This window comes from Nitrosovibrio sp. Nv4, assembly GCF_900215485.1.
GTDB lineage: Bacteria > Pseudomonadota > Gammaproteobacteria > Burkholderiales > Nitrosomonadaceae > Nitrosospira.
Genome location: NZ_OCMZ01000002.1, coordinates 566,928 through 593,115 on the forward strand (window position 1 = coordinate 566,928; position 26,188 = coordinate 593,115).

Annotated in this window: 21 protein-coding genes; 11 read left to right on the plus strand and 10 right to left on the minus strand. The window is 53.0% G+C overall.

Annotated elements, in window-relative coordinates:
- Positions 1-410 precede the first annotated feature (410 nt).
- The 3 genes from CRO05_RS10805 (at position 411) to CRO05_RS10815 (ending at position 3,988) form a co-directional block, all read left to right on the plus strand.
- Entirely contained in the window at positions 411-1,514 is a 1,104-nt protein-coding gene (locus tag CRO05_RS10805) for a glycosyltransferase family 4 protein (RefSeq protein ID WP_339389758.1), read from the plus strand.
- A gap of 256 nt (positions 1,515-1,770) precedes the next feature.
- On the plus strand, positions 1,771-2,460 hold the full coding sequence (locus CRO05_RS10810) for a sugar transferase (protein ID WP_097067198.1): 690 nt from the start codon (positions 1,771-1,773) through the stop codon (positions 2,458-2,460).
- A gap of 310 nt (positions 2,461-2,770) precedes the next feature.
- Positions 2,771-3,988 (plus strand): ATP-grasp domain-containing protein, encoded by a 1,218-nt coding sequence (locus tag CRO05_RS10815; protein ID WP_097067199.1) that lies wholly within the window; start codon positions 2,771-2,773, stop codon positions 3,986-3,988.
- Between the two features lie 9 nt (positions 3,989-3,997).
- Here CRO05_RS10815 and CRO05_RS10820 read toward each other — a convergent pair whose 3' ends face one another.
- The 3 genes from CRO05_RS10820 to CRO05_RS10830 all read right to left on the minus strand — a co-directional run bounded on the left by CRO05_RS10820 (position 3,998) and on the right by CRO05_RS10830 (position 8,020).
- Positions 3,998-5,083 carry a DegT/DnrJ/EryC1/StrS aminotransferase family protein gene (locus tag CRO05_RS10820; protein ID WP_097067200.1) on the minus strand — a complete coding sequence of 362 codons (1,086 nt, stop codon included), beginning with the start codon at positions 5,081-5,083 and terminating at the stop codon, positions 3,998-4,000.
- A 681-nt stretch (positions 5,084-5,764) separates the two neighbouring features.
- The gene (locus tag CRO05_RS10825; protein ID WP_097067201.1) at positions 5,765-7,165 is read right to left on the minus strand and encodes an adhesin; all 1,401 of its coding nucleotides are present in this window, start codon (positions 7,163-7,165) and stop codon (positions 5,765-5,767) included.
- Positions 7,166-7,582: 417 nt separating this feature from the next.
- A complete protein-coding gene (locus CRO05_RS10830; protein ID WP_097067202.1) occupies positions 7,583-8,020 on the minus strand; it encodes an SRPBCC family protein in 438 nt (145 codons plus the stop codon).
- 670 nt (positions 8,021-8,690) lie between these two features.
- Between CRO05_RS10830 and CRO05_RS10840 the strand changes: the two genes are divergently transcribed.
- The 8 genes from CRO05_RS10840 to CRO05_RS10875 all read left to right on the plus strand — a co-directional run bounded on the left by CRO05_RS10840 (position 8,691) and on the right by CRO05_RS10875 (position 17,308).
- Positions 8,691-9,032 carry a hypothetical protein gene (locus CRO05_RS10840; protein WP_097067204.1) on the plus strand — a complete coding sequence of 114 codons (342 nt, stop codon included), beginning with the start codon at positions 8,691-8,693 and terminating at the stop codon, positions 9,030-9,032.
- An 11-nt stretch (positions 9,033-9,043) separates the two neighbouring features.
- The gene (locus CRO05_RS10845; RefSeq protein WP_097067205.1) at positions 9,044-9,454 is read left to right on the plus strand and encodes a hypothetical protein; all 411 of its coding nucleotides are present in this window, start codon (positions 9,044-9,046) and stop codon (positions 9,452-9,454) included.
- 291 nt (positions 9,455-9,745) lie between these two features.
- Complete coding sequence (locus CRO05_RS10850; protein ID WP_181319867.1) at positions 9,746-11,002, plus strand: NADH:flavin oxidoreductase/NADH oxidase; 1,257 nt, start codon at positions 9,746-9,748, stop codon at positions 11,000-11,002.
- Positions 11,003-11,281: 279 nt separating this feature from the next.
- Entirely contained in the window at positions 11,282-12,214 is a 933-nt protein-coding gene (locus CRO05_RS15885; RefSeq protein ID WP_097067206.1) for a DNRLRE domain-containing protein, read from the plus strand.
- 145 nt (positions 12,215-12,359) lie between these two features.
- Complete coding sequence (locus CRO05_RS10860; RefSeq protein WP_097067207.1) at positions 12,360-14,009, plus strand: hypothetical protein; 1,650 nt, start codon at positions 12,360-12,362, stop codon at positions 14,007-14,009.
- A gap of 365 nt (positions 14,010-14,374) precedes the next feature.
- Positions 14,375-15,481, plus strand: a complete 1,107-nt coding sequence (locus tag CRO05_RS10865) for a tetratricopeptide repeat protein (RefSeq protein ID WP_097067208.1) — start codon at positions 14,375-14,377, stop codon at positions 15,479-15,481.
- 476 nt (positions 15,482-15,957) lie between these two features.
- Positions 15,958-16,215, plus strand: a complete 258-nt coding sequence (locus tag CRO05_RS10870) for a hypothetical protein (RefSeq protein WP_097067209.1) — start codon at positions 15,958-15,960, stop codon at positions 16,213-16,215.
- Positions 16,216-16,690: 475 nt separating this feature from the next.
- Complete coding sequence (locus CRO05_RS10875) at positions 16,691-17,308, plus strand: hypothetical protein (RefSeq protein ID WP_097067210.1); 618 nt, start codon at positions 16,691-16,693, stop codon at positions 17,306-17,308.
- A gap of 203 nt (positions 17,309-17,511) precedes the next feature.
- On the opposite strand, the gene CRO05_RS10880 is transcribed toward CRO05_RS10875, so the two are convergent.
- The 7 genes from CRO05_RS10880 to CRO05_RS10910 all read right to left on the minus strand — a co-directional run bounded on the left by CRO05_RS10880 (position 17,512) and on the right by CRO05_RS10910 (position 26,090).
- A complete protein-coding gene (locus CRO05_RS10880) occupies positions 17,512-19,869 on the minus strand; it encodes a Tex family protein (RefSeq protein WP_097067211.1) in 2,358 nt (785 codons plus the stop codon).
- Between the two features lie 70 nt (positions 19,870-19,939).
- Positions 19,940-20,293, minus strand: a complete 354-nt coding sequence (gene mnhG, locus CRO05_RS10885) for a monovalent cation/H(+) antiporter subunit G (RefSeq protein ID WP_097067212.1) — start codon at positions 20,291-20,293, stop codon at positions 19,940-19,942.
- Positions 20,290-20,571, minus strand: a complete 282-nt coding sequence (locus CRO05_RS10890; RefSeq protein WP_090878187.1) for a K+/H+ antiporter subunit F — start codon at positions 20,569-20,571, stop codon at positions 20,290-20,292. The genes mnhG and CRO05_RS10890 overlap by 4 nt, the downstream gene beginning before the upstream one ends.
- Entirely contained in the window at positions 20,568-21,056 is a 489-nt protein-coding gene (locus CRO05_RS10895) for a Na+/H+ antiporter subunit E (protein ID WP_097067213.1), read from the minus strand. The genes CRO05_RS10890 and CRO05_RS10895 overlap by 4 nt, the downstream gene beginning before the upstream one ends.
- Entirely contained in the window at positions 21,053-22,708 is a 1,656-nt protein-coding gene (locus tag CRO05_RS10900; protein WP_097067214.1) for a monovalent cation/H+ antiporter subunit D, read from the minus strand. The genes CRO05_RS10895 and CRO05_RS10900 overlap by 4 nt, the downstream gene beginning before the upstream one ends.
- Positions 22,705-23,061 (minus strand): Na+/H+ antiporter subunit C, encoded by a 357-nt coding sequence (locus CRO05_RS10905; protein WP_097067215.1) that lies wholly within the window; start codon positions 23,059-23,061, stop codon positions 22,705-22,707. Before CRO05_RS10905 ends, CRO05_RS10900 begins: the two co-directional genes overlap by 4 nt.
- The gene (locus CRO05_RS10910; RefSeq protein ID WP_097067216.1) at positions 23,061-26,090 is read right to left on the minus strand and encodes a monovalent cation/H+ antiporter subunit A; all 3,030 of its coding nucleotides are present in this window, start codon (positions 26,088-26,090) and stop codon (positions 23,061-23,063) included. Before CRO05_RS10910 ends, CRO05_RS10905 begins: the two co-directional genes overlap by 1 nt.
- Between the last annotated feature and the right edge of the window lie 98 nt (positions 26,091-26,188).

A 26,188-nucleotide genomic window follows, 5' to 3' on the forward strand; every position in this document is an offset into this window, starting at 1 on the left:
GACTGAGATAATGCGATGTAGACCGTTCAATTCCACTTGGTACCCTGATTAAAACTTTCCCTTGAAGGGCAGGGTTGATGTGAAACGCAGAGTCGCGGGACATTTGACCGAGCTTCAAAAAAAGCTAAGCCTGGCGGCTGCTTGCAGGATGGCCGTGTGAAAACATTCGGGCAAATTTCGCAATGAAGTGTCTCAATTCGGCATGGTTCACCAAATGTGACGCGAGGATATGCGCCGCAGAATGGCCGCAGTTTTATAGCACCGAGTTTCCGCACTTCGCACTTCCAAACCCGACCAAGACTTACGTGGGGAGCAACTTTTAGCGAGAGTTTGAATACTTGAGTGGCTGGAGCTCAATTCCAGATGGGCTACAGTATTCACTAACAGTCGTGAACATACAAATGATTGTAATGCTAGGAACATCGCCTGACGCGTATAACGGTATCGCAACCGTCGTTCGCAACTATCGAGATTTCGGCATTCTCGCGGAATGGAAGGTTGCGTACTTGGTAACGCATGTGCAGGGATCGAGATTTGCGAAGGCGCGCGCAGCCTTAGTCGCACTGTCACGGCTGCTCCGCATGATTCTCATTGGTCAGGTTAGATTGCTTCACGTGCATATGGCCTCCAGAGTAAGTATATGGCGGAAAGTTTTTTTTATACTGACAGGAATGATCTTTCGTGTTCCTTATCTTGTTCACTTACACTGTTCCGACCTGGTTGAGTTTTTTGAGCATGAGAATGGAAAGTGGGGAAAGTTCATTATGAGATTTGTCTTTACCCACGCGACTTTCGTAATTACCTTGTCCCCAAGCATAGCCAACGCCATTAGAGAGATCGTGCCTACTACGCGCACCGTGACGTTGTTCAACTCCGTACCCTTGCCCGCGATGGACTTTGTCAACACGGAAGAGCGTGCATCTAAACACGACTCGTGCAAACCCCCGCTGATACTCTTTCTTGGTCAAGTGGGGAAGCGGAAAGGAGCGTTTGACCTGATCCGGGCTGTTTCTTTGCTGACCGTTAACTTCAAAATGGTTATCGCGGGTGATGGTGAACTGAAGCTGGCGCGGGCGCTGTCAGAAGAACTGGGGGTCAGCGAAAAGATTCAATTTACAGGGTGGCTCGAGAGAGCAGAAAAAGATGAGTTACTTGCGCGAGCAGCGATCTTTGTACTTCCATCATACGACGAGGCGATGCCAATGGCACTTCTCGAAGCGATGTCATGGTCGGTTCCCGTTGTCACGACACCCGTGGGCGGTATACCCGAAGTGGTAACGGAAGGGCAAGAGGGACTACTTGTGAACCCGGGTGACATCCCGGGACTCATTCGTGCTTTGGAGCGTTTGCTCGGCGCGCCATCCCTGCGCCGGATGCTGGGACAAAAAGGTAGGCATAAGATCGAGCTTGAATATTCAATGGAGGTCCTGCGACCTCAGCTCGAACAATTGTGGATCTACTCGGGTGTGCTTGAGCCCGAGTCGGTCGCCCGGCGACGACAGGCTTGTGTCTGACGAGTATGCGGGGGAGAGTTATCAGTGTTAACTTGTTTTGGACATAGACACGCGATAGTTTCCCATGCTTCGAGCAGAGCATACATTCAAATACAGAGCTCCCCCTCGATTTTTGAGCTGAACGCTTCCTTGCGGAGGGCATGCAGGTATCGGTTTCTAACATTCAGGCAGCATGGGAGCAATTTGGGCAGGCGACTCACGCACGAGAAGGATTTACTCACCGACGTGAGTCGTCCGATTTCGTTCTTGTCAGTAAATGATTGAGGATAAAGATAAGTGCCTGACGAAAAGCACTCTTTTTTTTAAGGGCTCTCTTACCTTGAAGCGTTCAATAGACTTATTCAGCGGATTACTTGGTCTTCTCATTTGTAGTCCATTTATATTACTAATGGCGCTCCTTGTAAGGCTAGATTCACCTGGCAATCCTTTTTTTACTCAGGTACGCGTAGGTAAAAATGGCAAGCATTTTATTATCTTCAAAATGCGGACACTATATAGAGAACATTTTGGAATTGTTCCAGATGAGGAAGGTCCCTGCGACTATCGGATTACGAGACTAGGCAAATATCTTCGCTTGTCGAAGCTGGATGAACTTCCGCAACTCTTAAACGTAATATTTGGCCACATGTCTCTTGTCGGGCCACGTCCTGATATACCAGAGCAAGCATGTAGCTATACCCCTTTTCAGCGTCAGCGCTTATTGATTAAACCAGGATTAACAGGCGTCGCCCAGATCAGCGGAAACACGTTATTATCCTGGCCCGACCGTATCGCGCTCGATATCTGGTATATCAAAAATTGGTCGTGTCTGCTTGATTTCAAGATCATACTATTTACCTTGCTCGCCATCATTAAAGGAGAATCCCTTAATGCTGATCCCTTTGGTCTGCACTCGCAGCTAGCCGACAAAAATAAAACTGTTTCAGTTGAGCGAACTACCGACTAGGTAACCCACACGCCGAGTTGAGAAATAGTCGAACGTTGCGTGTGGCATGTCTACGACTCAGTCACTGAAGCAAAGCGGTCAATGATGCAATACATGGATTGGGACAACCTATCCAGGCCGCATTTGAGCCTGAGCAAGAAAATATTTGATGAGGCTTGTGGCGTGATACTGCCGAGAGTTGAACTCACGCATGAGAATCGGTAGAGATTCCACTTAAAATATCCAAGTCGCTGTTCAAACAACTGGGGCCATTTCTGGACATTTAGGGCGCAGCTAAATATGGGGGAAATACGTTTTATTTCCAATAAACATGCAAAAAAGAATACTTTTTCTCGGCGGCTCTTATTTTCAACTTTCACCGATTTTATATGCCAAGCAACAAGGCCATTATGTAATTACCTGCGATTATTTGCCTGATAATCCTGGCCACCGGTACTCAGACGAGTATCACAATGTCAGTACAACAGATCAGGAAGCAGTCCTACAATTAGCGCGTCGTTTATCTATAAACGGCATAATAGCTTATGCATCCGATCCTTCAGCGCCTACTGCTGCGTATGTTGCGAATAGGCTACATCTTCCAGGAAACGCTTACCAATCTACACTTCTGTTAACACGCAAAGATCGTTTCAGGGAATTTTTAGGGCAAAATCGATTTAATGTTCCCTTATGGGCTAGCACTTCTTCGCTTACAGAAACCCAGGATTACTTTAAATCAATTAACCGGCCAGTAATGGTAAAGCCGGTAGACTCATCTGGAAGTAAAGGCGTATCGAGAGTTACTGATGCGAAAGAACTGCCTGCAGCTTATGAACACGCGTTGTCGTTTTCGCGCATAGGAAAAGTTATCCTTGAAGAATATATAGAAAGAAAAGGATATCAGATTGCGGGAGATGGCTTCGTGCTGGATGGACGGCTTGTGTTTAGATGTTTTGCCCAGGAGCACTTTAATCGCAGCCGAAACCTATTTGTGCCCGTCGGGGAAAGTTTTCCCCTGCAGTTGCCCCAAGCTACGCACGATAAAATACATAAGGAAATTCAGCGACTTTTATCTTTACTAGAGATGCAGGTGGGCGCTTTTAACTTTGATATCGTACTTGACCAGAAGGAGGAAATATATTTGCTAGAAATTGGACCCCGAAGCGGGGGTAACCTTATTTCAGAAGTAATTAAATATAGTACCGGAATAGATATAGCCAAATTCGCTGTGGATGCCGCCTTGAATTTAGATTACAGTCAACTTGCTCCTTATCCGGTAGCAATGTGCTGTTCCTGCTATATGCTACATACACAAGAAAATGGCTTTTTAAAGGGAATAGAATTTGACCCGTCTATCAGGACCAACATAATAGAAAAGATACTTTTTGTAAAAAAAGGAACGTTTGTCCAATCGTTTGAAAGTGCAAATCACGCACTGGGATGCCTTATTCTTAAATTTGATTCCCCAGAAGAAATGCTTGAGAAGATGGAATCCATGACCGAAAGAGTCCGGGTTAAGGTCACAAAAGAACCCACTTTATCTGCTTAACTTTAATCGTCAGTTATGTCGGGAATTAATAGTTTTAACAACGATCCCGGCTATTCTCTGTGCATCCTCCGTTGAAAGTTCATAGTAAAAGGGTAAGCACAATACTCTTTTGGAAATATCTTCGGCTACTGGACAATGCGCGCTGGAATAATAAGGCAATTTATTAAGAGATGGGTAAAAATAACGCCGGGCATGTATTCCTTCGTCCAATAAAGCATCTTTAACAGAAAGCATTCTTTCTTCCGAGGCAAATACCAAGGGGAAATAAGCATAGTTATAGGCTACCTCGGGAGAAAGATTGAGAAATTGCACGGACAAATTCTGCAGTAGGGATCGGTATATAAAATCAATTTCTTTTCGTTTTTGAATAAAGTCAGCAACTTTAGGCAGATTGCACAAACCCATTGCGGCATGAAACTCCGAATTTTTTCCATTGATTCCCGCCTCATGAGGTCGGTCATCATCAAGTCCAAAAGCTCGGAGCAGTACACACTTTTGTGCCAATCTCGCATCATTGGTAAAAATAGCACCTCCTTCAACAGTATGAAAAATTTTCGTCGCATGAAAACTCACGGTCGAAATATCACCATAGTTGAAAACAGATTGATTCCGCAGATTGACTCCGAAAGCTTGCGCGCCATCATAAATGACCTTTAATCCATACTTTTGGGCGATATACTGTATTCGACTGACGTTGCACGGATGGCCATAAATGTGAGTTGCCAAAATTGCACTTGTCTTGTTCGTAATCGCAGCTTCAATTCTGGAAGCGTCAAGGCCAAAATTTTTTTCCTCGATATCCACAAATACAGGTTTGCAACTTGCCCATAATATTACGTTCACCGCGGATACGTATGAAAACGGGGTAGTAATTATCTCGCCATATGCATCTAAAGATCTTAAGGCAATTTGTAACGCTACGCTCCCGCTAGATACGTAGCAAACATAGTTTACTCCTAGATATTCCTTTAGTTGATTTTCAAGTTCTATAACCAAAGGACCATGATTAGTTAACCAACCCCGGCTCCAAATCCCTGCCAAGTATCGACTGTATTCTTCAAAAGGCGGAAGATAAGGTTTTGCCACATTAATCATTAGCAACATTAATCATTATTTTTGAGCAGCTTATTTTTGTATTTAATGAATGGTCGCGTTATCTGCTAGATTTAGTATTCGAACCTCATAGCCTTCCTTCGGTTAAGCCTGTTCGAATCATCGATTACGTCCGGTTGCGGTATTGACGTTGCAAAATCCCGCGGCTCTCTAAGAGAATCGGCTGCTATCAATTTTTGTGCCGGCCTCCAAGAGTGGCACGCTTCTTGCTCATATTCTGGATTTTTGCAAAGTTATAGTAATGAGGTGTGCTCGGTCCAATAATATACCTTTTGTGAGTTAAATAAGCGGTAATAAGCTTGACGGGTTGTATGACAAGGTCTGATGTTTAGCAAAATGCATTAGAAGGAACGTTTTGCATTTGAACCTTTGATTCACTTTGTTCTGCTGCTTTTCTTCTGTAATGATGGGTTCGGGCTGCGTCCATATTTGAGCCACCTGAGTTCCTCTACGTTTGTATACCCTCCAGGCAATAGGGGCGTCATCCCGTTACAGGAATCTAAACTTTGCAGCTAGATTTCGAAGACGGCAGGTGTAGCCCGTATAAGGACACGGGACTCGTTCCAACCCACCTCGATTTCGAACCCCTGTTAAATAGGATCGAAAGGACAATGAATTATCGTATCAGCGCCGACCCCGCAGTCGGCCTCGCTATCAGCACTTCTATTTCGAGATCCGGTGCAACGTCAACGCAGTACCACTTTTTGATTCCATCGTTGCGATATTGCCGTCTGCACCCAGCTTGAATGAACTCGGATCGTTCCCCGAAAAACCTGCACAGCCATTCGTGTCGTATGTGAACGACTTGACACTGAAAGCGCCACTGCCAGCATCATAGCTATAGGAAGCGAATTCGACGCCAGGATCGCCGCAGCTTGTGTGGCCGGGACGTTCCGGATCTCCGAGGGGGTCAACCACCATGAATTTTCCGTTGGAAAAGAAAAAATAAGTTGGTGTCTTGATGGCTGCCGTATCGACCGCCCAGGCTCCAACGATGCCTTTGGGATCATTCTCCATCTTCGAAAAACGAATCTCCTTGACCTCGGTCTTGATAGGCTCCTTCGAAGAGCTGATTTCCAGCGTGCCGGCAATATGAAAGAGTTCACCGAATAGGCTGGCCTGTTTTCTTTCCCTTGGCACCGTCACGATGTCCGAAGTAATCAAATCGGAGCCATCCGTACGAATTCGCCAAGTTGCCCGTGGGTGGGACAACCCGGCATGAAGATTCGTATCGATTACTGGTTTGCCCGCGAACTTGAATCCTCTCGTATCGAATTCGGATACCTTCGCCGCGCCGTATTCCACGCCGGCCTTGCTGACCAGGTTCCCGCCGCACACCCGGTTGGCATCGCAGGAATCGTCAGGCGTAGCTTCCCCTTCGAGGTACTCACCTGTGCCATCCGCTGAAATACGGATAATCGAAGCAGTTGCGTCATCGTGTTTAACCCAGATGTTGGTACTGAGCAAGCTCAGGCCCTGCGAAAGAAAATGGGCGTTGGCCTGTTGCGCCGTTTTCACTGCACCCGCAACGCTGCCTGCCTCTCGTGCCTTCTGCAATTCGGCCGATGCCGCGAAGGCAGCGGGATCGCTATCCAGATTAATTGAGGCAGTAACAGCAGTTGCGGCATCCGCAGGAATGGAAATACCATTATCAGGATTACCATCCACATCCAGTGACTGCAACAGGATAAGCAGGTTTTGCAGCTTGTTTGCACTATCCCCTGCGAGTTCCATCGGCGTTACGATAGCCGCGCCTTTTACTTTCCCCAGAACCAGGGCGCCTAGCTTGAACTCAATCGTGTCACCGTGGTTGTACTTGAAGGTTCCATTCTCGTCCGTATTACCCTTATCGCCGGAAGATGCAGCGTAAGCCACGCCGCTCACCGCGGTATCAAGCAATCTTCCGGTAGCCGGGCCTTTTTCCGTTTTTCCACCGTCGCTGCTACCGCTGTCTTTGCTCGAAGAGGGCCCGCTTCCGTCTCCACAAGCCGCAAGGGTCAGGGCAAATGCCAACGGAATCATGCAACTCCAGGCCGGTTTTCTTACGTTCTGATTGAATTTCATTCAGGTGATCCATTCCGTATTTTAACGACGCGTTATCATATCAAACTATAGCGCTACAATACTGAGAACATCAGCCCTTTTCCTGTTCCATCCGAACAAATGGATGGACTTGATGTCCGGTAGATTGAGGCTTCCAAGCCTCTAGCGATAAAAGTGACAAAAACCAGCCTCGGCTGCCCTGCATCGAATCGGCTGCCAGGTTCTCCCTCCGCTTCCATGCAAGAATGTTCAAGAAGTGGCGCAATTTCTACAGCTCCATCCTTCAGTCGCGAAATTCAATGTTCTACTTACGGTCACCAGCCAAGCCCGACACCAGGCTAGCCGGTACAAGGTTTTAGAAAAGACCCGATAGCCCTGAAGCTCGGAATAATGCGATGAAACAATCTTATTAACCTCTTATGGAATTTGGACGATACCTCAAGTATTTTCCGCGCCAAACTCTGCCGCAAGGTCACTGAGGAGACAGCGGTATACGCCATTCATAAATTTTACCGCATCGGCATTTCCGGATTCCCACGATCCCGACCATTCTGCGAACGTAGTGTTATCGGCCGTAACCGGTAACAAATGCAGATTGCCGACATAATCGTGGATCTCCCTGGATGACATCGGAGTTGGTCCTTCATCCATGGAATACATAATCCGCTTCTCGATAATGCTGTAAGCGATCAAGGTATCCAGAAATACGCCGTTCAGTAATCGCTTCGCGCCTATGGTATGTCCATCGCCTTCACCGACCTTCTTACATGTAGTGATTACGGACGGCGCCCAGGAGAAGTCATGGAAGTTATTGATTCGCAACCATACTTGCTCGATCGAAGCAGGGACAATGATTGAGTTGTAGACTTTTGGCATACTTTACTCCACAAGAATGAACAAGCTCCTTGCCGATATCGGAGCCTGTAATAGCGCGCCCGCACGAACAGGTGTCATATTTGAAGGGGAAAATGATACAAGCGGTATCTCAACCCCTAACCCATAGGAAGGAAACGCCATGAACAACGTCATCTATTGGGCCACCTTTATTCTTATATTGCTGGCTGGATCGGGAGTCTTTGGCACACAGTAAACAGCCGACGAAAAGGCAATGAGGCAGATTTTAATAATGATCGCTCTGGATATGACAGTCTCCAGCCTGAATCCTTGCTGAATCTGCTCGCTTGCACTCGGGATTCTGTTGCCAATATTCTTCTCCATTTGACCACCTCCGTTCACATATCTATCTTCAATGTGCACGGGAAAAGCTGGATTAGCCCAAACACGGCCATCCTTTGATCCACTCTCGTGGAGCCAGTGCCGGGCATACCCCTGTCTCACCCTATTTTTTCCGCCATACCGGAAGCATGTCAGGAACCTCCGATGAGCTAGGATGAAGCAAGGCTGTGTATAATTCGAGCGGTAAAACCCAAAGGATGGAGGACTACCTTGGGATTTTACAGATTTCTGGTTCAATATAAGCTGAATCAGTTACTCCCGTATGTGTTATTCATGAAGATCAATACAACAAAACTCAAGGAGAATGACGATGCGCAAATTTTACGCTCTTGCAGCTTTACTTGCTTTTAGTTGCTCTGTCCCGGTTGCGCTTGCCGCCGATGGTTCAGTTGCTATTTCCTCGCCTCAGGATGGTGCCAAATTCACCCCGAAGACGGATATAGAACTTGTTTACGACATCGCACTCGGAGATAAAGGCGACCATACTCATCTCTACATTGATGACAAGGAAATTTTGACATTACGCAATTTAAAAGGAAGTCACGCGCTAGGTACACTCCCAGCGGGGAAACACGATATATGCATCAAAGTTGTGAACAAGGCGCATACGCCGATCGGCCCGCAAAAATGCGTCAATGTCGACGTAGGATAGATTCATAAAAAGTGTTCGAAAACCTGAACTACGCCATAGTGCAGCTGGCACACAACTTCGGTGCCGCTGCAGTGGTAGTCCTTCCCATCCTTGCGTTGTACACCGCGGAGCAAGCCGGTCCGATCCAGCACAGGTTTGCATGGCTGGCAGGATTGGGCTGGGCGGTTCAGGTCGTCAGCGGCACGGGGTTTGGCGCGGTCAGTTATTATTATTATGAAAAGCTGCCCGACTTGCACGGCATAGCCTTTGCCGCGCTGTTGATCAAGATCCTGTGCGCGGCAGGCGGCCTGGGCATTGCAATATTATATGTGCGGCGCGCTGCCGACTGGACTGCCAAACGACGGCGCGCCGCCTGGAAACTTCTTGGTTCACTGGGCATAACAGCACTCGCTGCCGCCGCATTCTTACGCTGGTTTGCCTGAATTTGATTTCGGCTCAACCCGTTCAGGGGTGTGCATAAGTCGACAGATTGGCTTTTATCAGCCGCGCCGCTGTTTCTGATGTTCCTCATCCTTGCGTTGGTTGTGTCCGTACCGAGTCATTCAAGGCACGTGCGGGAAACGCGCATACAAAAAAACAATTTCCACTGTTTATTTTTCGATCAAGCCGGATAATCCAAGCAAGCGGATTTTAATGGCTGGCAAATCTGCATCAACTGGTTGAATATCGGAAATCTGGCAAGTCAACAGACCTTTTTTGTAAAGGAGAGACCAATGTCCCACTACGACCCAAACAAGCACGATCAGGGCGAAAGCTCTCCATCCACCAGCGAGACAAACACTCTTACCGCTACAGCTATTGCCGCGGGCAAAACCGCCGCTTTATCTACCGGCGCTCTTCAGGGAGATATTCAAACCCATTGCCAGAGTGAGCACGACCGTGAAATCCCGGAAGTGGATCTCATGTCCCCGCTGACCATACGCGGCGTTACTTTCCGCAACCGGATCGTAATGTCGCCCATGTGCATGTATTCGGCTCAGGACGGTTTTGCCAATGATTTCCACTTTGTTCACGTTGGCAGCCGGGCGATCGGCGGCGTAGGCCTTGTATTCGTCGAAGCCACGGCAGTCGCCGCCGAGGGACGCATCTCACCCGGAGACATGGGGATATGGAAAGATGAGCATATACAGCCGTTGGCGCGTATCGCGCAGTTCCTGGAAACACAGGGCGCGGTTCCTGCCATTCAACTCGCTCATGCCGGGCGCAAAGCAAGCTGCGATGCCCCTTGGACCGGTGGGAGCAGCCTGAAAACCGCCGCGGAAGGCGGCTGGCCCGTTATCGGGCCCAGCCCCCTGCCCTTTTACCCGGCCGACCCGGTCCCGGCGGCCATGTCCGAAGCGGATATCGAGCATTGCATCTACGCCTGGGAAACGGCTACGCGGCGCGCGCTCGCAGCCGGCTTCAAGGTGATCGAGCTCCATGCCGCGCATGGCTACCTGCTGCACGAGTTTCTCTCGCCTATCAGCAATCATCGCACCGACGACTACGGGGGCAGCCTGGAAAACCGCATGCGGTTTTTGCTGGGTGTTGCCGGACGGATGCGCAGCATTATTCCTCCGGAGCTACCTTTTTTCGTGCGAATCTCGGCAACTGATTGGGTGGATGGAGGCTGGGACATCGAGCAATCGATCGATCTTTGCAGAGAACTGAAGGCACTTGGCGCGGACCTGATCGATGTCTCCTCAGGCGGCGCAACGCCTGATGCGAAGATTCCTGTCGCCAGAGGCTTCCAGGTCCCGCTTGCCCGGCGCATCCGTGACGAGGTGGAAATCCGGACCGGCGGCGTGGGCCTGATTACCGATCCGCAGTATGCGGATGAGATCATTACAAGCGGGCAGGCCGATCTGGTTTTTATTGGACGGGAATTGCTGCGGGAACCCTACTGGGCGCTTAAAGCGCAACACTTTATGGGGGTGGAGCCAACATGGCCAACCCAATATGGCTATGCCGTAAAGCGGCGGGCGAAATAAGCGGGACGAAAAGCAGGCCGCAACACAGGCTCACATCCATAGTTCAGATTATCTGATCACACGGCTACTTCCAGCGCCCCGGATATCGTAATCGTGCGCAAACTTTCCCGACTGCTCCCAGAGTAGTAAGTAATTGATTGCACAGGCGTAGCGTATAGAGCGAGCTGCCACCTCAGTATTTCTTGTAGTTTCTGGAATCGAAGCTATATTTAACAACAGCGATCCCTTATCTGACGAGATTGCATCTCATCCTTCCTTAAACACCGTTCGGAGGTATCTATGTTCTCTAAAACTGCCATCGCCTCGGTTCGATCCCCTTCCGTCACGGCCGGCTCAAATTTTCGGCCGGTGGGGGATACGCTGCGCTTTCTGCGTCACGGAACGATCATGCTCAGCCTGATGACTGGCGCCGCTTCAGTCCATGCGGATACCGTCAGCATCAATGCCTTTAAAGATGCCACCATTTTCGGGACCTCAGACGGTGCTGATACCGGAAATGCCAGTGGTATGGGACCCGGTCTATTTACCGGAACCGATGGCCAGCTCAACGACAAGCGCTCCCTGGTGCAATTCGATCTGGCAGCGGCAAATATTCCTGCCGGTTCACAAATCGATAATGTAACCATGAGCCTGTCTTTGGGGCTAGTTGGCGGAGGGGCCGGAGTGCCGCAGACTGTTCAGCTGTTTGATATCGCCCAGACTTGGAGTGAAGGCAGCAGCGGTAGCCCGACCAGCAGCAGTCTTCCTGGCTCCGGTCAAGGTTATCCCAGAGGCAATGGAGATTCAACGTGGGACTACGCCAATTACAACAGCGATCCTGCAAGTGCCATCAAGTGGCAGAACGGTGGCAGCGACCTTCCCGGCGGAAATTTTTCGCCTATTGAAAGTGCATCCGCAGCTTTTACCACGTTTACCCCCGGATCAGTTCACACCTGGAGCTCGGCAGCAATGGCTGCGGATGTGCAGGACTGGCTTGACAACCCCTCTCAGAATAACGGCTGGCTTTTGAAAAGTGACGAGGAAGGCGTCCGGCAATCGCTCTTGGGCTTCTGGTCCCAGGATGGTGCGATGGCGGCAGGCGATACCGCTCTCGCACCAAAACTTGAAATCATCTACTCTCCTATACCCGAGCCCGAAACCTATGCAATGCTCTTCGCAGGGCTCGGTCTGCTGGGGTGGCGGATGCACAGGGTAAAAAGTGAGTTGGGCTAAAGTTTAGCATTATGATTAGCTTGGCGCTGGCTCCCCATTACATTGGACTATGAGCATAATCGTGTCTGACCCCATTCTTGGCAATTTGCGGTTGATTTAGCGGTATCGGATGAGTATCTTCTGAATAACCGACTTGGGAGATGATATGGCCGGGGTAAAAACTGCGTCATGGATACTGACGATAATGCTCTGGATAGGAGCACCCGGAGTTTGGGGACATGACGAACACGGCTCCTCTGGGAATGTTTCGCATGAAAAACTGGGCCGAGTGACCTTTCCGGTAAGCTGTAGCACCGAGGCACAGAAGGAATTCAACCGCGCTATGGCGCTATTTCATTCCTTCTGGTTCGATCCCGCGATCAAGTCGTTTGGGAAAGTGCTCGACCACGATCCCGCATGTGGGATGGCCTACTGGGGCATTGCTATCATGTCCATGGGCAATCCCTTCACGTGGCCGGCCAGTCCAAAGGCATGGAAGGCAGGTGCATCCGCCATAGCCGATGCCCAGCGCGTGGGCGCAGAGAGCGAGCGCGAACGGGATTATATTGTCGCGTTGGCTCCGTTTTTCAAGGATTGGGAAACTACCGATTACCGGTCACGGGCATTGGCCTTCCAAAAAGCAATGGAAGGCGTGGTAGCGCGTTACCCGCGCGATATTGAAGCACAAATTCTCTACGCTCTCCTGCTCAACGCTACGGCGCTGCCCACTGACAAGACTTTCGCCAATCAGCTCAGGGCGGCAGATATCCTGGAACCATTATTCAAAAAATATCCGAATCATCCGGGAATCCCTCACTATCTGATCCATACTTACGATTATGCCAAGCTGGCGGAAAGGGGACTTCCCGCTGCAAGAGCCTATGCCAGCATTGCGCCCTCAGTGCCCCATGCGCTGCACATGCCGTCGCACATCTTTAGCCGGGTTGGCCTCTGGCCCGAAATGGTGGAGAGCAACCGTGCTTCTTATCTTGCAGCCAAGAGCGAACTCAAGGAAGAGACCTTCGGCATTGGTGCGTATGACGCGCTGCACGCCATGGACTATCTGGTTTTCGCGCATCTCCAACAGGCGCAGGATAAGGCAGCCAGGCGGCTCGTGGACGAAGCGGCGTCCATTCACAAAGTCAATGTGGAAAATTTCCCAGCCGCCTACGCCTTCGCCGCAATTCCGTCCCGCTTTGCGCTGGAGCGCGGCGACTGGAAAGGCGCGGCTGCGCTCGAACTGTCGCCCGCCGAACTGGATTGGAGCAAATTTCCACATGCGGAAGCGGTTCTCGTCTTCTCGCGTGGGTTGGGCGCCGCACGGGGGGGAGATATTGCGACGGCACGCAAGGCGCTAGAACGGCTGCAGGCACTCAAGGAAGCGATGACAGCCGCCAAACTCGACTACTGGGCGGGTCAGGCGGACTTTCAAATCAAGACGGTCGATGCCTGGCTTGCTCTCGCCGAGAATCGCAATGATGAGGCGTTGCGGTTGATGCGTGAGGCTGCGGAAACCGACGAGGCAAGTGACAAGCATCCTGTGACTCCTGGAAATGTCGCCGCTTCTCGCGAACTGCTGGGAGAGATGCTGCTTGAGCTAGACCGCCCTGCCCCCGCATTTGAGGAGTTCGAGCGTTCGCTGAAACGCGATCCCAACCGCTTTCGCAGCGTTTACGGTGCGGCCCGCGCTGCGGAGGCGTCGGGCAATCGAAAGCAGGCCCGCGACTATTACACGAGACTTCGGCTTTTGGCGGCTGATCATGATACGAAGCGTGCTGAACTCGTACAGGCCAATGTCTTTCTCGGAAAAAAGTGATCGCAGCGAACCGTTCATACCAATCCGACACAGATAGCCCGATGTGAAGAAAATCGAATCTCAAATCAGGAATTCAGCGTGGATCGCAAGGATAGTCAAAATGCTGAAAGCTGGATTCGAACGTGACTCCTGATAATGATCCTACCGTTTGAATATTTTACGCGGGGAACTGCGGGCGGGAAAACGCAGTCCTCCGATCGGCCGAAATGTGCCCTGCTACTTGCCCTTTTGCAATACCATGTGCAGATGCTGCTGTATAGATACACCTGATGCCGTTTGTGAGAAAATCGCCAATTCGGGTGAGCGGTACAGGGCTTAACGTGCTTTTCCGTCTTCACCACCTGAGATCTGGCCATAAGGAATCCATGAAAACACTCTCGATCGCTTTCTTTTTATCTCTCGTGTTCGGTATGGCACAACCTGCTTATGCACAGGAGACAAAATGGCGGACGATCAGTGTGGAGGCAATATCACTTTACCAGAAAGGCGAGTACGACAGGGCGGTCTCCGCCATCAAGAAGTCGCTTGCAGTGGCGGAAAAAGAATATGGTCCCAACCATCCCGATACTGCGACAAGCCTGAATAATCTGGCGGAGCTCTACCGGGACCACAACAAATTTGCACAAGCGGAGCCGCTCTATAAGCGGGCAGCGACGATCCGGGAGAAACACTTTGGCCCCAACCATTCCCTTGTCGCAAGGAGCCTGAACGGGCAGGCGGAACTCTATCGCGTACAAAACCGATTCGCGGAGGCAGAACCGCTCTACAAACGGGCGCTGATTATCCGGGAGAAGGCTCTTCGCCCTGACCATCCCGATGTGGCGCAGACGCTGAACAATCTTGCAGAACTCTATTGTGTGCAGGGCCAGTATGCATCGGCCAAGCCGCTCTACGAGCGTTCGCTGGCAATACGGGAAAAAGAGCTCGGTCCCGAGCATCCCGACATGGCGACAGGCCTGCACAACCTGGGATTAATCTATCAAAGCGAAAGCCGGTATGGGCAAGCAGAGACACTCTACAAGCGCGTACTGGCGATCCGGGAGAAAGCCTTCGGATTGAACCATCCGGATGTGGCGCAGGAATTGAGCAACCTTGCAGAACTCTATCGCACACAGGGTAATTATGCTGAAGCCAAGCCATTCTATGAACGTTCTCTGGCTATCTTCGAACAAGCCGAGGGTCCATACCATCTCAACATGGCAACAAGCCTCACCAACCTCGCATTTGCCTATCACATTCAAGGGCAGTATGGGCAAGCCGAGGCGCTCTACAAGCGAGCACTGGCAGTCTTCGAAAAATCTCTCGGGCCTGATCACCCTAACGCGAAGATAAGCCTGGATAACCTTGCGAAACTTTACCGCGCAACGGATCAGCTCGATGCGGCAAAGGAACTGGGTCAACGGGTAGCCGGTTTCCAAGCGCATTCGGTAAAAATAGCGAAAGACCCCAGTTTTTCGTCAATCTCAAAATAATTCGCCTGATTCCTGTTCCAATATCTTGCGGGCCGCCCTGACTTTCCAGTCACCACCCGTTTCCTAGGGCTGATGGCATCCGCGCAGAAAAGCGTGCGTTGCCAAGGGCAAAATTGCCATTCGTAGCCGACGGATTTCATCTACCAATGTCAGTTCCGACTCCTGGCAAATAACCCACGATATCGCCTGTCTCGTTGCCGCATCCAGACCCAATGTTTCGTCACGTGCATATGGCGTCACCGAGGCAGGTGATATCCCCCTCGTCTTCTCGGCAGCTGACGGATGGTAGCCGTCAGCTGCGCTACCATGCCCGTCCGCACCGAATTGCCTGTCCCCTATTCTCCTTCATTATCCTCTTCCAGACAGTGATTTGATCATGCGATTTCACAAATACGCCCAACTAGAGAAAGGCGGAGATTCCAACGTGATAAGCTGTGATGTCCACATTCCCCTCCCTCAATCACCAGGAATCTCCAATGAAAGATTTGCAAGAAGCCACCGTGAAAATATGCGAACTCAAGGGCGAGAATCTAGCATTATTGGCTTTGCTTGCTTGTTTGGTGAAAGCTTCGTCGCCATACGAGCGTAAAGCGTTTCCAGATGCATTCGAACGAGAACTGGAATCGGCCCGTATCGAATGGTTGAATTCGGATGTTTCAGAATATGTCTCCGTTGGGCTGGAAAACATGGCAACCGCGGTTCATTCTTTATTGGCCAGCCAGAGCCGGGTGTAAGCGGGATCAGCAAACATCCGGACAGATGGGCCCCGTGCTACATCGCTCTTAAGAATGGCCACTAGAATGGACGAGCGAAGGTTTCATGTCGAACCTCCTGGAAAGACAGACTAGCTCCATCTCCCCTATTCTTCGGAGGCTCATCGTTGCGGAGTGGATAGTTACGCGCTGATCGTACTATTCCCGCCCTGCTCCCTGCCAAAATATTTTCCGTACATATGCTACATTAAATTAGGAGATGCACTTGCGACCTTGGTTGACCGCCTTCGGCGTTGAGAGGAGCAATGGTGCAGACGCTTTCCACCATTATTTAATACTGCTCATATCGGGAAAAGGCTGTCGAAAAATCGGTCCGTGAATTGCTCTTCGCAATTGCTCGTGGTGCCATCTCCCAGAATTATAAAATGGCTGCCGAAATCGAATCATGCTTGTTCCACAGTCCTTGGGTAACCGAAACAGACAGGAGGAAACTCAAATGCCACTTGAATCCATATCTCTTTTCCCGAACCCCAATACACCCGACCTGGGCTGCTTTGTAAGACGAAAGCACGAACTTGAAATTGAAGAACCTTTTCAAAATATTCATGTGGAACTCAACCCGTCTATTGATTTCAATCCTCGTTATCATCAGCTGTACTTTCGGGTAACGTGCGGTGAGGCAGCATTCTTTCAACGATGCCTTGTTTATATGAGGACGGATCTATCCATTCCACCACCCAACTTGATAGCATTTCCACCAGATTGGATACTTGGCGGAGAGTACACTCCGCATCCCTCCGATTGGCAGAAATACCCAACGCAATCTGGACAGCGGTTCTACTGGTTCATCGGCCAGTACCGCAATCCTTCAGTCGGCTCATGGACGGCAGATGCGCTAGTAGGACATACCTACGATATCTATGAAAACGGTACTTTGAGCACGATTCATTATGATGATACGGGCGCAGATCGAGATATGAACGATTTTATACTGGAAGCGGCGATTGTTGGACGGCGGTCCTGGCTGGACGTCGCTCAGGCATCCAACCAGGAAGCTAGCAATGAACGATTCATTCGTGAGGGATTAGCCCAATTGAAATCCCGTATACCGTGAGCATGAACAAAGGATCAGCCAGAGCCATGATTTGACACCACGGCATAGCTCATCCGACGTGCTGTAGCATTACCCGGTAGAATCTACAAGGATGGTTCTTTCGGGGTCAGGCAGGAATGGAATTGCCGTTCCTGCCGTTTTCCACTACGCCTATAAGTGGAATACAGAGCCCCTAGAAAAAATAGCCAGATTCGATTGACCCACTACCCCTTCAACCTCGCAAAAGCCGCAGCCATTGCACCATTATTCTCGGGTTCCCGTTTTTCTTTTTGTTTCAGTTGAGGCCGGGATGAGTGGTCCTTCCCACCGCCGCGTTGCTCAGATTTACCGCTACGGTGCCCCTGTTGCCCCGGGGCATCCGTCAGCCGCATCGTAAGCGCAATCCGTTTTCGCTTCTCATCGATTTCCACCACTTTGACCTTAACAACCTGCCCCACCTTGACCATGGTATGCGGGTCTTTCACATATGTATCTGCAAGCGCGGAGATGTGCACCAGCCCATCCTGATGCACGCCGATGTCTACGAATGCGCCGAACGCAGCGACGTTGGTCACTACGCCTTCCAGAATCATATCCGGGCGTAAGTCCTTCATCTCGTTCACGCCTTCCTTGAAGACTGCGGTGGTGAATTCGGGGCGTGGGTCGCGACCTGGTTTTTCCAGTTCGCCCAGAATGTCGCTGATTGTCGGTATGCCGTTTTTTTCGTCTACATACTTGGCCGGGTTCAGCGACTTCAACAGTTTGCTGTTACCAACCAGCGCCTTGATGTCCTGCTTGAGGTCGGCAAGGATTTTTTCCACCACGGGATAGGACTCGGGGTGCACTGCGGAGGCATCCAGTGGATTATCGCCATTCATGATGCGCAGGAAGCCTGCCGCCTGCTCAAAAGTCTTTTCACCGAGGCGCGGCACACCGCGCAAAGCCGCGCGTGATGTGAACATGCCTCTCACATCGCGGTAAGCAACGATGCTCTGGGCGACCGCACTGTTAAGTCCTGAAACCCGTTCCAGCAGAAGTTGCGAGGCCGTATTCACATCCACGCCTACCGCATTGACGCAATCTTCCACCACCGCGTCGAGCGAGCGTGCCAACTGGGTTTGTCCGACGTCGTGCTGGTATTGCCCGACTCCGATGGACTTGGGATCGACCTTTACCAGCTCCGCCAGTGGGTCTTGCAGGCGCCGGGCAATGGATACCGCGCCGCGCAGCGATACATCCATGCCGGGCAGTTCACGCGAAGCGAACTCGGAGGCGGAGTAGACGGATGCGCCCGCTTCCGACACCACGATGGAAGTCAGCTTCAGTTCCGGGCATCGTTTGATCAGTTCTCTCGCCAGCTTGTCGGTCTCGCGCGATGCGGTGCCATTGCCGATTGAAATCAGGGATACCTGATATTTTTCGGCAAGTTTTTCCAGTACATGAAGCGATCCGTTCCAATCGTTCTTTGGCTGGTGGGGATAAATTACGGCGGTTTCCATGACCTTACCGGTTGCATCCACCACCGCGACTTTCACGCCGGTACGCAAACCTGGGTCGAGCCCCATCGTTGCACGCGGTCCGGCGGGAGCAGCCAATAGCAGTGCTTTCAAGTTGCGCGCAAAGACATTGATAGCCTCGGTTTCGGCGCGCTTGCGCAGCGCACCCATCAACTCGGTTTCCAGATGCACAAAACTTTTCACGCGCCAGGTCCAGCGTACGGTGTCACTCAGCCATGCATCAGCCGGCCGGTTCTGATTCCGGATGCCAAAGTGAGCTGCAATACGCGCTTCACAAGGGTTGTGAGGCGCGTCCCATTTGGGCTTTTCCGCTTCCGAGTCCAGGCGCAAGCCCACATTCAAGATTTCTTCACGCCGGCCTCGAAACATCGCCAGGGCCCGATGCGAAGGAATGGTATTGATCTTTTCGGCATACTCGAAATAATCGGCATACTTGGCGCCCGCCTCTTCCTTACCCTTCACGATCTTTGATTCCACTACCTCGTGCCCCAGCAAAAATTCGCGCAGCCATTGAAGCAATGTCGCGTCTTCGGCAAAGCGTTCCATCAGGATTTGACGCGCGCCCTCAAGTGCAGCCTTGGTATCTTCCACGCCGGGATTTTTGCCCTGATCGGTGGTGAACGGCGGCCTCAGGTATTTCGCGGCCTCTTCCTCGGGTTGCAGCATAGGATTGATGAGCAATGCATCCGACAGCGGCTGCAACCCGGCCTCCAGCGCAATTTGCGCCTTGGTGCGGCGCTTTTTCTTGAAGGGGAGATACAGGTCTTCCAGACGCGTCTTGTCTTCCACTTGCGTGAGCGAAGCCAGCAGCGACGGTGTCATTTTGCCCTGCTCTTCGATGGACGCGATGATGGCTGCGCGCCTGTCTTCGAGCTCGCGCAGGTAGCGCAGGCGCTCTTCCAGCAGGCGCAGCTGAATGTCGTCCAGCCCTCCGGTCGCCTCCTTCCGATAACGGGCAATAAACGGCACCGTTGCACCTTCATCGAGCAAGGCAACGGCGGCGGCAACCTGTGCGGGTTTAGCGGCGAGTTCAAGGGACAGGCGTTGTTCAATGGATGGCAGCATATTTAGAAAAATAATATTTTGTGAAGATAAAGGTATTGGGGGTGGAATGCTTGAAGCAGGGGGATGTGAATCAAGTACTTTCGTCCGGCTGCGGGGCCTCTTTTTTACCGCCATCCGCGCGCCTGCGGTACATCCCCGCCCGCATAAGCAGCATCGCAGTTACAGGTGCAGTTGCGACCACGAACAGCGTGATCAGCACCTCCTGAAATACGAGCCGGTCAGCCTGTATGGAAGCCATCAATATCGATGCCAGCAACACGGAGCCCAGACCCAGCGAGTTGTTCAAGGTGGGACCGTGGATTCGTGCAAATAGATCGGGCAGTCTCAGCAAACCCAACGAACCGATCAGTGTCAGCGCGCCTCCCGTTATCATAAGCAATGACGCGAGCAGGTCCGCCCACAAGGGGATATTCACCGGAATCATGGTTCGATCACCTCTCCGCGCAACAGGAACTTCGCCATTGCAGCTGAACCGACGAAACCAAACAAGGCAATCAGCAGGGCAATATCGAAATACAATCTGTCCCCGAACTGGATACCCAGCGTCAGCGCGGTTATCATGCTGTTCACATATAACGTATCGAGCGCGAGCACACGGTCCTCGGCCGCCGGTCCTCGCAACAGACGGATTCCCGCAAAGATCATCGCGAGCGCGAACGCGATCAGGGCAAAGGACACGGCGAATGGCAGTAAGGTAGTCATTCGAAAATCTCCATCAGTGGACGTTCATAACGGTATTTTATCGTGCGGACCCAGGCTTCCTCATCCTGCAGGTCCAGCACGTGAATCGTCAGCGCGGCGCCATCCGGGGAGAGGCCGGCCCAAACGGTGCCGGGTGTCGCGGTGATTATACAGGCCAGCGTTGCAAGACCGTACGGGTCGCGCAGGTCGATCGGAATTTTCATGAAACCGGAGTTGGTGCGCCGTTCTGCCGGCCCGAGAATAACGCCCGCCACGGCGATATTGGAACGGGCGATGTCAAGCAGCACAACAAAAAATAACCGGACCGCGGCCAGCAGGTGGTGGGGGCGCGCGCTCAGAGGCCGCATTACCGCTGTTCCAAGCGTAATGGCAATCGTAAGTATCAGGCCCAGCGCCAGCTGGCCGGGCGCCAGCGTATCGTTAAGCAGGAGCCATAGCGCAAACAGCGTAACTGTAAATAGTGTCAGGGATGGCCAACGCTTCATTGCCCGATCCCCTCTATTTCGTGTGAAGAAACCTGCAGGGGATTGCTGGCCAATACCGCATCGATGTATATCTGCGGCGAGGAAAGGGAAATGCCGGCAAGACCCAGATAATCCGTTGCCGGCCCGGCCTCGACAGCCAGTCCCACGGTCAGGAGCAGCAACACGGCGACAGGCGCCGCTTCGATCACACGCAACCGGGGGGTAACAATATCGTCCGAACTCCAGAATAGCCGCACGCCCATTCTGCACAGCGCGATGATGCCGGCCAGGCTGGACCCCAGCACTGCCGCCCACAGAACCCACACCGATCCGGGAAGTGTCTCGAGTGGCCCGGTGGTCAGTGCTGCCGAAAGAATCAGGAACTTGGCGACGAAGCCGGACAACGGCGGCAGCCCGGTAATAAGAAGCGCACACGCGATAAAACTCATACCCAGAAACGCCATGGCGGCTGGTATGGCGATTCCGACGACCTCATCGGGAAGGGTGAGGTCGGGCGGGTCTTCAAGAACGGACGGCTCAAACGGTTCGGCTGCGATGTCCTCGCCGAATTGCTGGGTACGCTCGATCATTTCGCTCAGCATGAAAAAAGCACCCGTGGCCAGAACGGAGCTGACCAGATAAAACAATGCCGCACTCTTCATCCCGGCGCCGCCCAGACCCAACGCCATCAGCAACGTGCCGGCCGACGCAACGACACAATAGGCGACCAGGCGTTGCGATTGTTGCGCGGTCAGCATGCCCGCCGTACCCAGCGCGAGCGTAGCCAGGCCGATACAGAACAACCAGCCGTCATTGAATGGAGCCGGCGCGCCTGAAACGGATGAGGCAGACAAGAGCGACCCCACGCGCAGCAGTGCATAAACTCCCACCTTGGTCATGATGGAGAATACCGCCGCGACCGGCGGCGCCGCCGCCCCATAAGCCGCTGGCAGCCAGAAATTCAGGGGCCAGGCGCCTGCCTTGAGCAGAAACGCGATGCCGAGTATCGCCGCGCCGGTTTCGAACAGAACGCGGTCTCCTTGGGCCAGCGCCGGCACGCGGGCGGCAAGATCGGCCATATTCAGCGTTCCGGTTGCGCCGTAGATCAATGAAACCCCGATCAGGAAGACAAAGGATCCCGCGAGATTGATGGCAATATAATGCAAGCCAGCCTTAACCCGGCGCTCGCCCAGGCCATGCAGCACCAGGCCATAGGAGGCGGCCAGCAGCACTTCCACGAATACGAACAGATTGAATAGATCGCCAGTCAGGAATGCGCCATTTACTCCCATGATCAGAAACTGGAACAGCGATTGAAAATGTGGACCCATTTTCTTCCAGCGCGCGAGTGCATACACCAGGGATGTCAGTGCCAGCACTGCATTCAGCATCAGCATTACGGCGGACAATCGATCCAGCACCAGCACGATGCCAAATGGCGCCTTCCAGCCGCCCAGCAGGTAGACCGCGATTCCCTCAGGCCACATCTCCGGCATCGCTCCGCTTGCGACATAGGCCAGCGCAACTGCCGTCGCCAGATTCGCCAAGGTGGCAATAAGGGCAATAACCGTGCGTGTCGTGCGCCGCGCTTCCGCGAACAGCAACATCGCCGCACCGGCAACCAGCGGGATGACTACCGGGAATACAGGAAGATGCTGTAGCCAGATGCTCATGATTCCGCTTCGTCACTGTCACGGTCGCCATCCACGTGATCGTTGCCGGTCAAGCCGCGTGAGGCAAGTAATACGACCAGGAACAGTGCTGTCGTGGCAAAGCCGATCACGATTGCTGTCAGCACCAGCGCCTGCGGTACAGGGTCGTCGTATAGAGAGGGGTCGGCTTGCTTGAGAGCATCGATGATAGGCGCGCCCCCGACTGCCAATCGTCCCATACCGAAAATGAACAGGTTCACCGCGTACGACAGCAGAGAAAGCCCCATGATGACCTGGAAGGTGCGCGGACGCAGCACCAGCCATACACCTGATCCAGTCAATACGCCAATCGCCAACGCATAGACAATTTCCATCAATCCTCCTTGTTGGCGTCCAGCGCTGCGCGGGCTTCGGTTTGCACGGATTGCGCGAGCCGTGCGGGTTCTGGGGCGTGCATTGTTGCGTGATGCGCGGCTGAGGGCTCTGCAAGCGGCTCCGTCGCACTTGTTTCCACATGAGCAGTGACCGGCTTGCGGTGCCCCCGCCGGGACTGGTGGGCCAGTGCCACCAGGATAAGCACAGTAGCGCCAATCACCAAAAGAAAGACGCCCAGATCAAACAGCAATACAGTGGAAAGATGCAACTCGCCGATCAGCGGCAAGGTCGGCTGCCAAACGAGGGCCGACAGAAATGGACGCGATACCGCCCACGCAGCCGAACCCGCGCCCGCTGCGCACAACAGACCCAGCGCAATCCAGTACTGCGGATAAATACGAGTACGCGATTCTGCCCACGCCGTCCCACCTACCATGTACTGGAGGATAACCGCGGTCGCCACGATCAGTCCGGCCACGAATCCGCCTCCAGGCTCATTGTGTCCACGCAGCAGAAAAAAAACCGCCACCATGCCGGCAACCGGCAGCAGCAGCTGCACGATAACGCCCGGCAGCATCATCGACCCTTCGGGCAACAATGCGTGAGGGTCCGGCGGCACCCCCCCGGCTTGCGCATCCTGCTCCTGCTGCTGGACAGGCAAACCCATGCTTTCCGGAGCGGGGCGAAACCGCCTCAGCAGCGCAAATACGGTCAGCGCCACAATGCCCACCACCGTGATCTCGCCCATTGTGTCAAAACCACGAAAATCGACCAGGATCACATTGACTACGTTGGCGCCGCCCGCCAGCAGCAGGGAATTCTCGATGAAGAACGGCGAGATGCCTTCCCCTGCCTGCCGCGTCAGCACCGCATAGCTCAACGTCGCAAGGCCGCCACCCGCAACCACGGCCAGACCGAGATCCCTCAGCCGTCGGGTTCGGGCACGCAGACGCACCTGGAGCGGGACCAATTTATCGTCGATCGATTTATAACGGGGTGGAAGCCAGCGCAAGCCAAGCAAGAGCAGAACAAGTGTTACTACCTCCACGATGAGTTGCGTCAGCGCCAGATCGGGTGCCGAAAACCAGACAAAGGTCATACATGTGGCCAACCCCGCTGCGCCCGTCAGGCTCAGTGCCGCGAGACGGTGATACTTGGCCTGCGCGGCGGCGCCGATCGCGCAGGCCGCGCCTACCAGCCACATCAGCCCAAACGCGGGATTGACGGCGGTCACCATTCTATCGCCCGAAGGCAATCCCCCGTGCATTAACGGTATCAGCGCGCTTGCGAATGCCGCAGAGATCAGAAGCAGCAACTGCACTTGCAGGCGTGACGTGGATAGCCATCGGTTCAGACCCTTGGCCACTGAATCAAGCTTTTCGAGCAGGAATTCAAAAATGCGCTGGCCATCGAAATGATTGATCAACGGCACTACCGCTGTGCCCTGCTGATATTTTCCGAGTGCCCGGTACAATATAACGCCTCCAGCCATCGCCATGAGACTCATGATCAGTGGCAAATTCAAGCCATGCCATACCGCGAGGCTGTGAAAAGGCATGTCCGGTCCCAGCACCGATCGTGATGCCATATCCAGGTAGGGCCCAATCGTTCTTCCGGGAATTACGCCAACCACCAGACAGGCCGTTACCAGCAGTCCGCTGGGAAACAGCATCCAGATGGGTGGCTCATGCGGTTTCTTTGGCAGATCGGCGGCTTGTGGCCCGAAAAATACCTGGAGGATAAGACGCAGGGAATAGGCAACGCTGAACGTCCCCCAAATCACCGCCATTATCGGCAAACCGACGCGTGTGATCAGATGACCGCTCACGAATACCGTTTCAGCAAAAAACATCTCTTTTGAAAGGAATCCATTGAACAGCGGCACACCCGCCATTGATGCCGCCCCAACCACCGCCAGCGTCGCCGTAATGGGCATCGCGCGATACAGACCGCTCAGCCGCGACAGATCACGCGTACCGCTCTCGTGGTCCACCATACCGGCCGCCATGAACAATGAGGCTTTGAACGTTGCATGATTCATAATGTGAAAAATGGCGGCTATCAACGCAAGCGAGCTGTTAAGCCCGAGCAGCAGTGTAATCAGGCCCAGATGACTTATGGTCGAATACGCCAGCACACCCTTCATGTCCCGTTGGAAAATTGCCGCGTAGGCCCCCAGCACCAGGGAGAGAAGGCCCGCGGTGCCGATGATCCAGAACCAGGCATCGGTACCCGCAAGCACAGGCCAGAGCCGCACCAGCAGGAATACCCCCGCTTTGACCATCGTCGCGGAATGCAGATAAACAGATACCGGGGTGGGCGCCGCCATCGCGTGCGGCAACCAGAAATGAAACGGAAATTGCGCACTCTTGGTCAGTGCGCCTAGCGCAATCAGGATCAGCGCCGTGAGATACCACGAATGCGCTCGGACCAGATCGCCAGAAGCCAGCACAATATCCAGGTCGTAACTACCCACGATGCGCCCCAGGATCAGCACGCCCGCAAGCAGGCACAGGCCCCCCGCCGCCGTAACGGTCAACGCCATGCGAGCGCCGCGGCGAGCATCCGCACGGTGGTACCAGTATGCTATTAGCATGAACGATGTCAGGCTGGTCAACTCCCAGAACACTACCAGCTGAATCAGGTTGCCCGATAGCACCACCCCGAGCATGGCGCCCATGAAAGCCAGAAAGAACGAAAAAAAACGCGGTACCGGATCCTGCGGCGCCATATAGTACCGCGCATACAGTACGACCAGCGCCCCCATCACCGTCACCAGCATCGCAAACAACCAGGCGAAGCCATCCATGCGAAACGTGAAATCGAGGCCCAGTCCCGGCGCCCATCGCAATTCCTCTCGCGCTACGCCCCCTTCGGCTATTTGCGTATAGTGCTGCAATGTGAGGACGACGCAGGCAACGGCAACTGCACCGGCAAGCCACGCTGCCGCATTGCGGGCGTGGGAAGGCACAAAGGCGGCACAGAGACTACCCGCAAACGGCAGGACGACAATCCAGACTAGCGACATGACCTGTTGATATTATTTCCCTCCAGAACCAGGGGACGCTGCTCGGCCCAGCCGAACGATCCGGCAGGCAAGGTCACGGACGGAAAAATGCGTCGGTT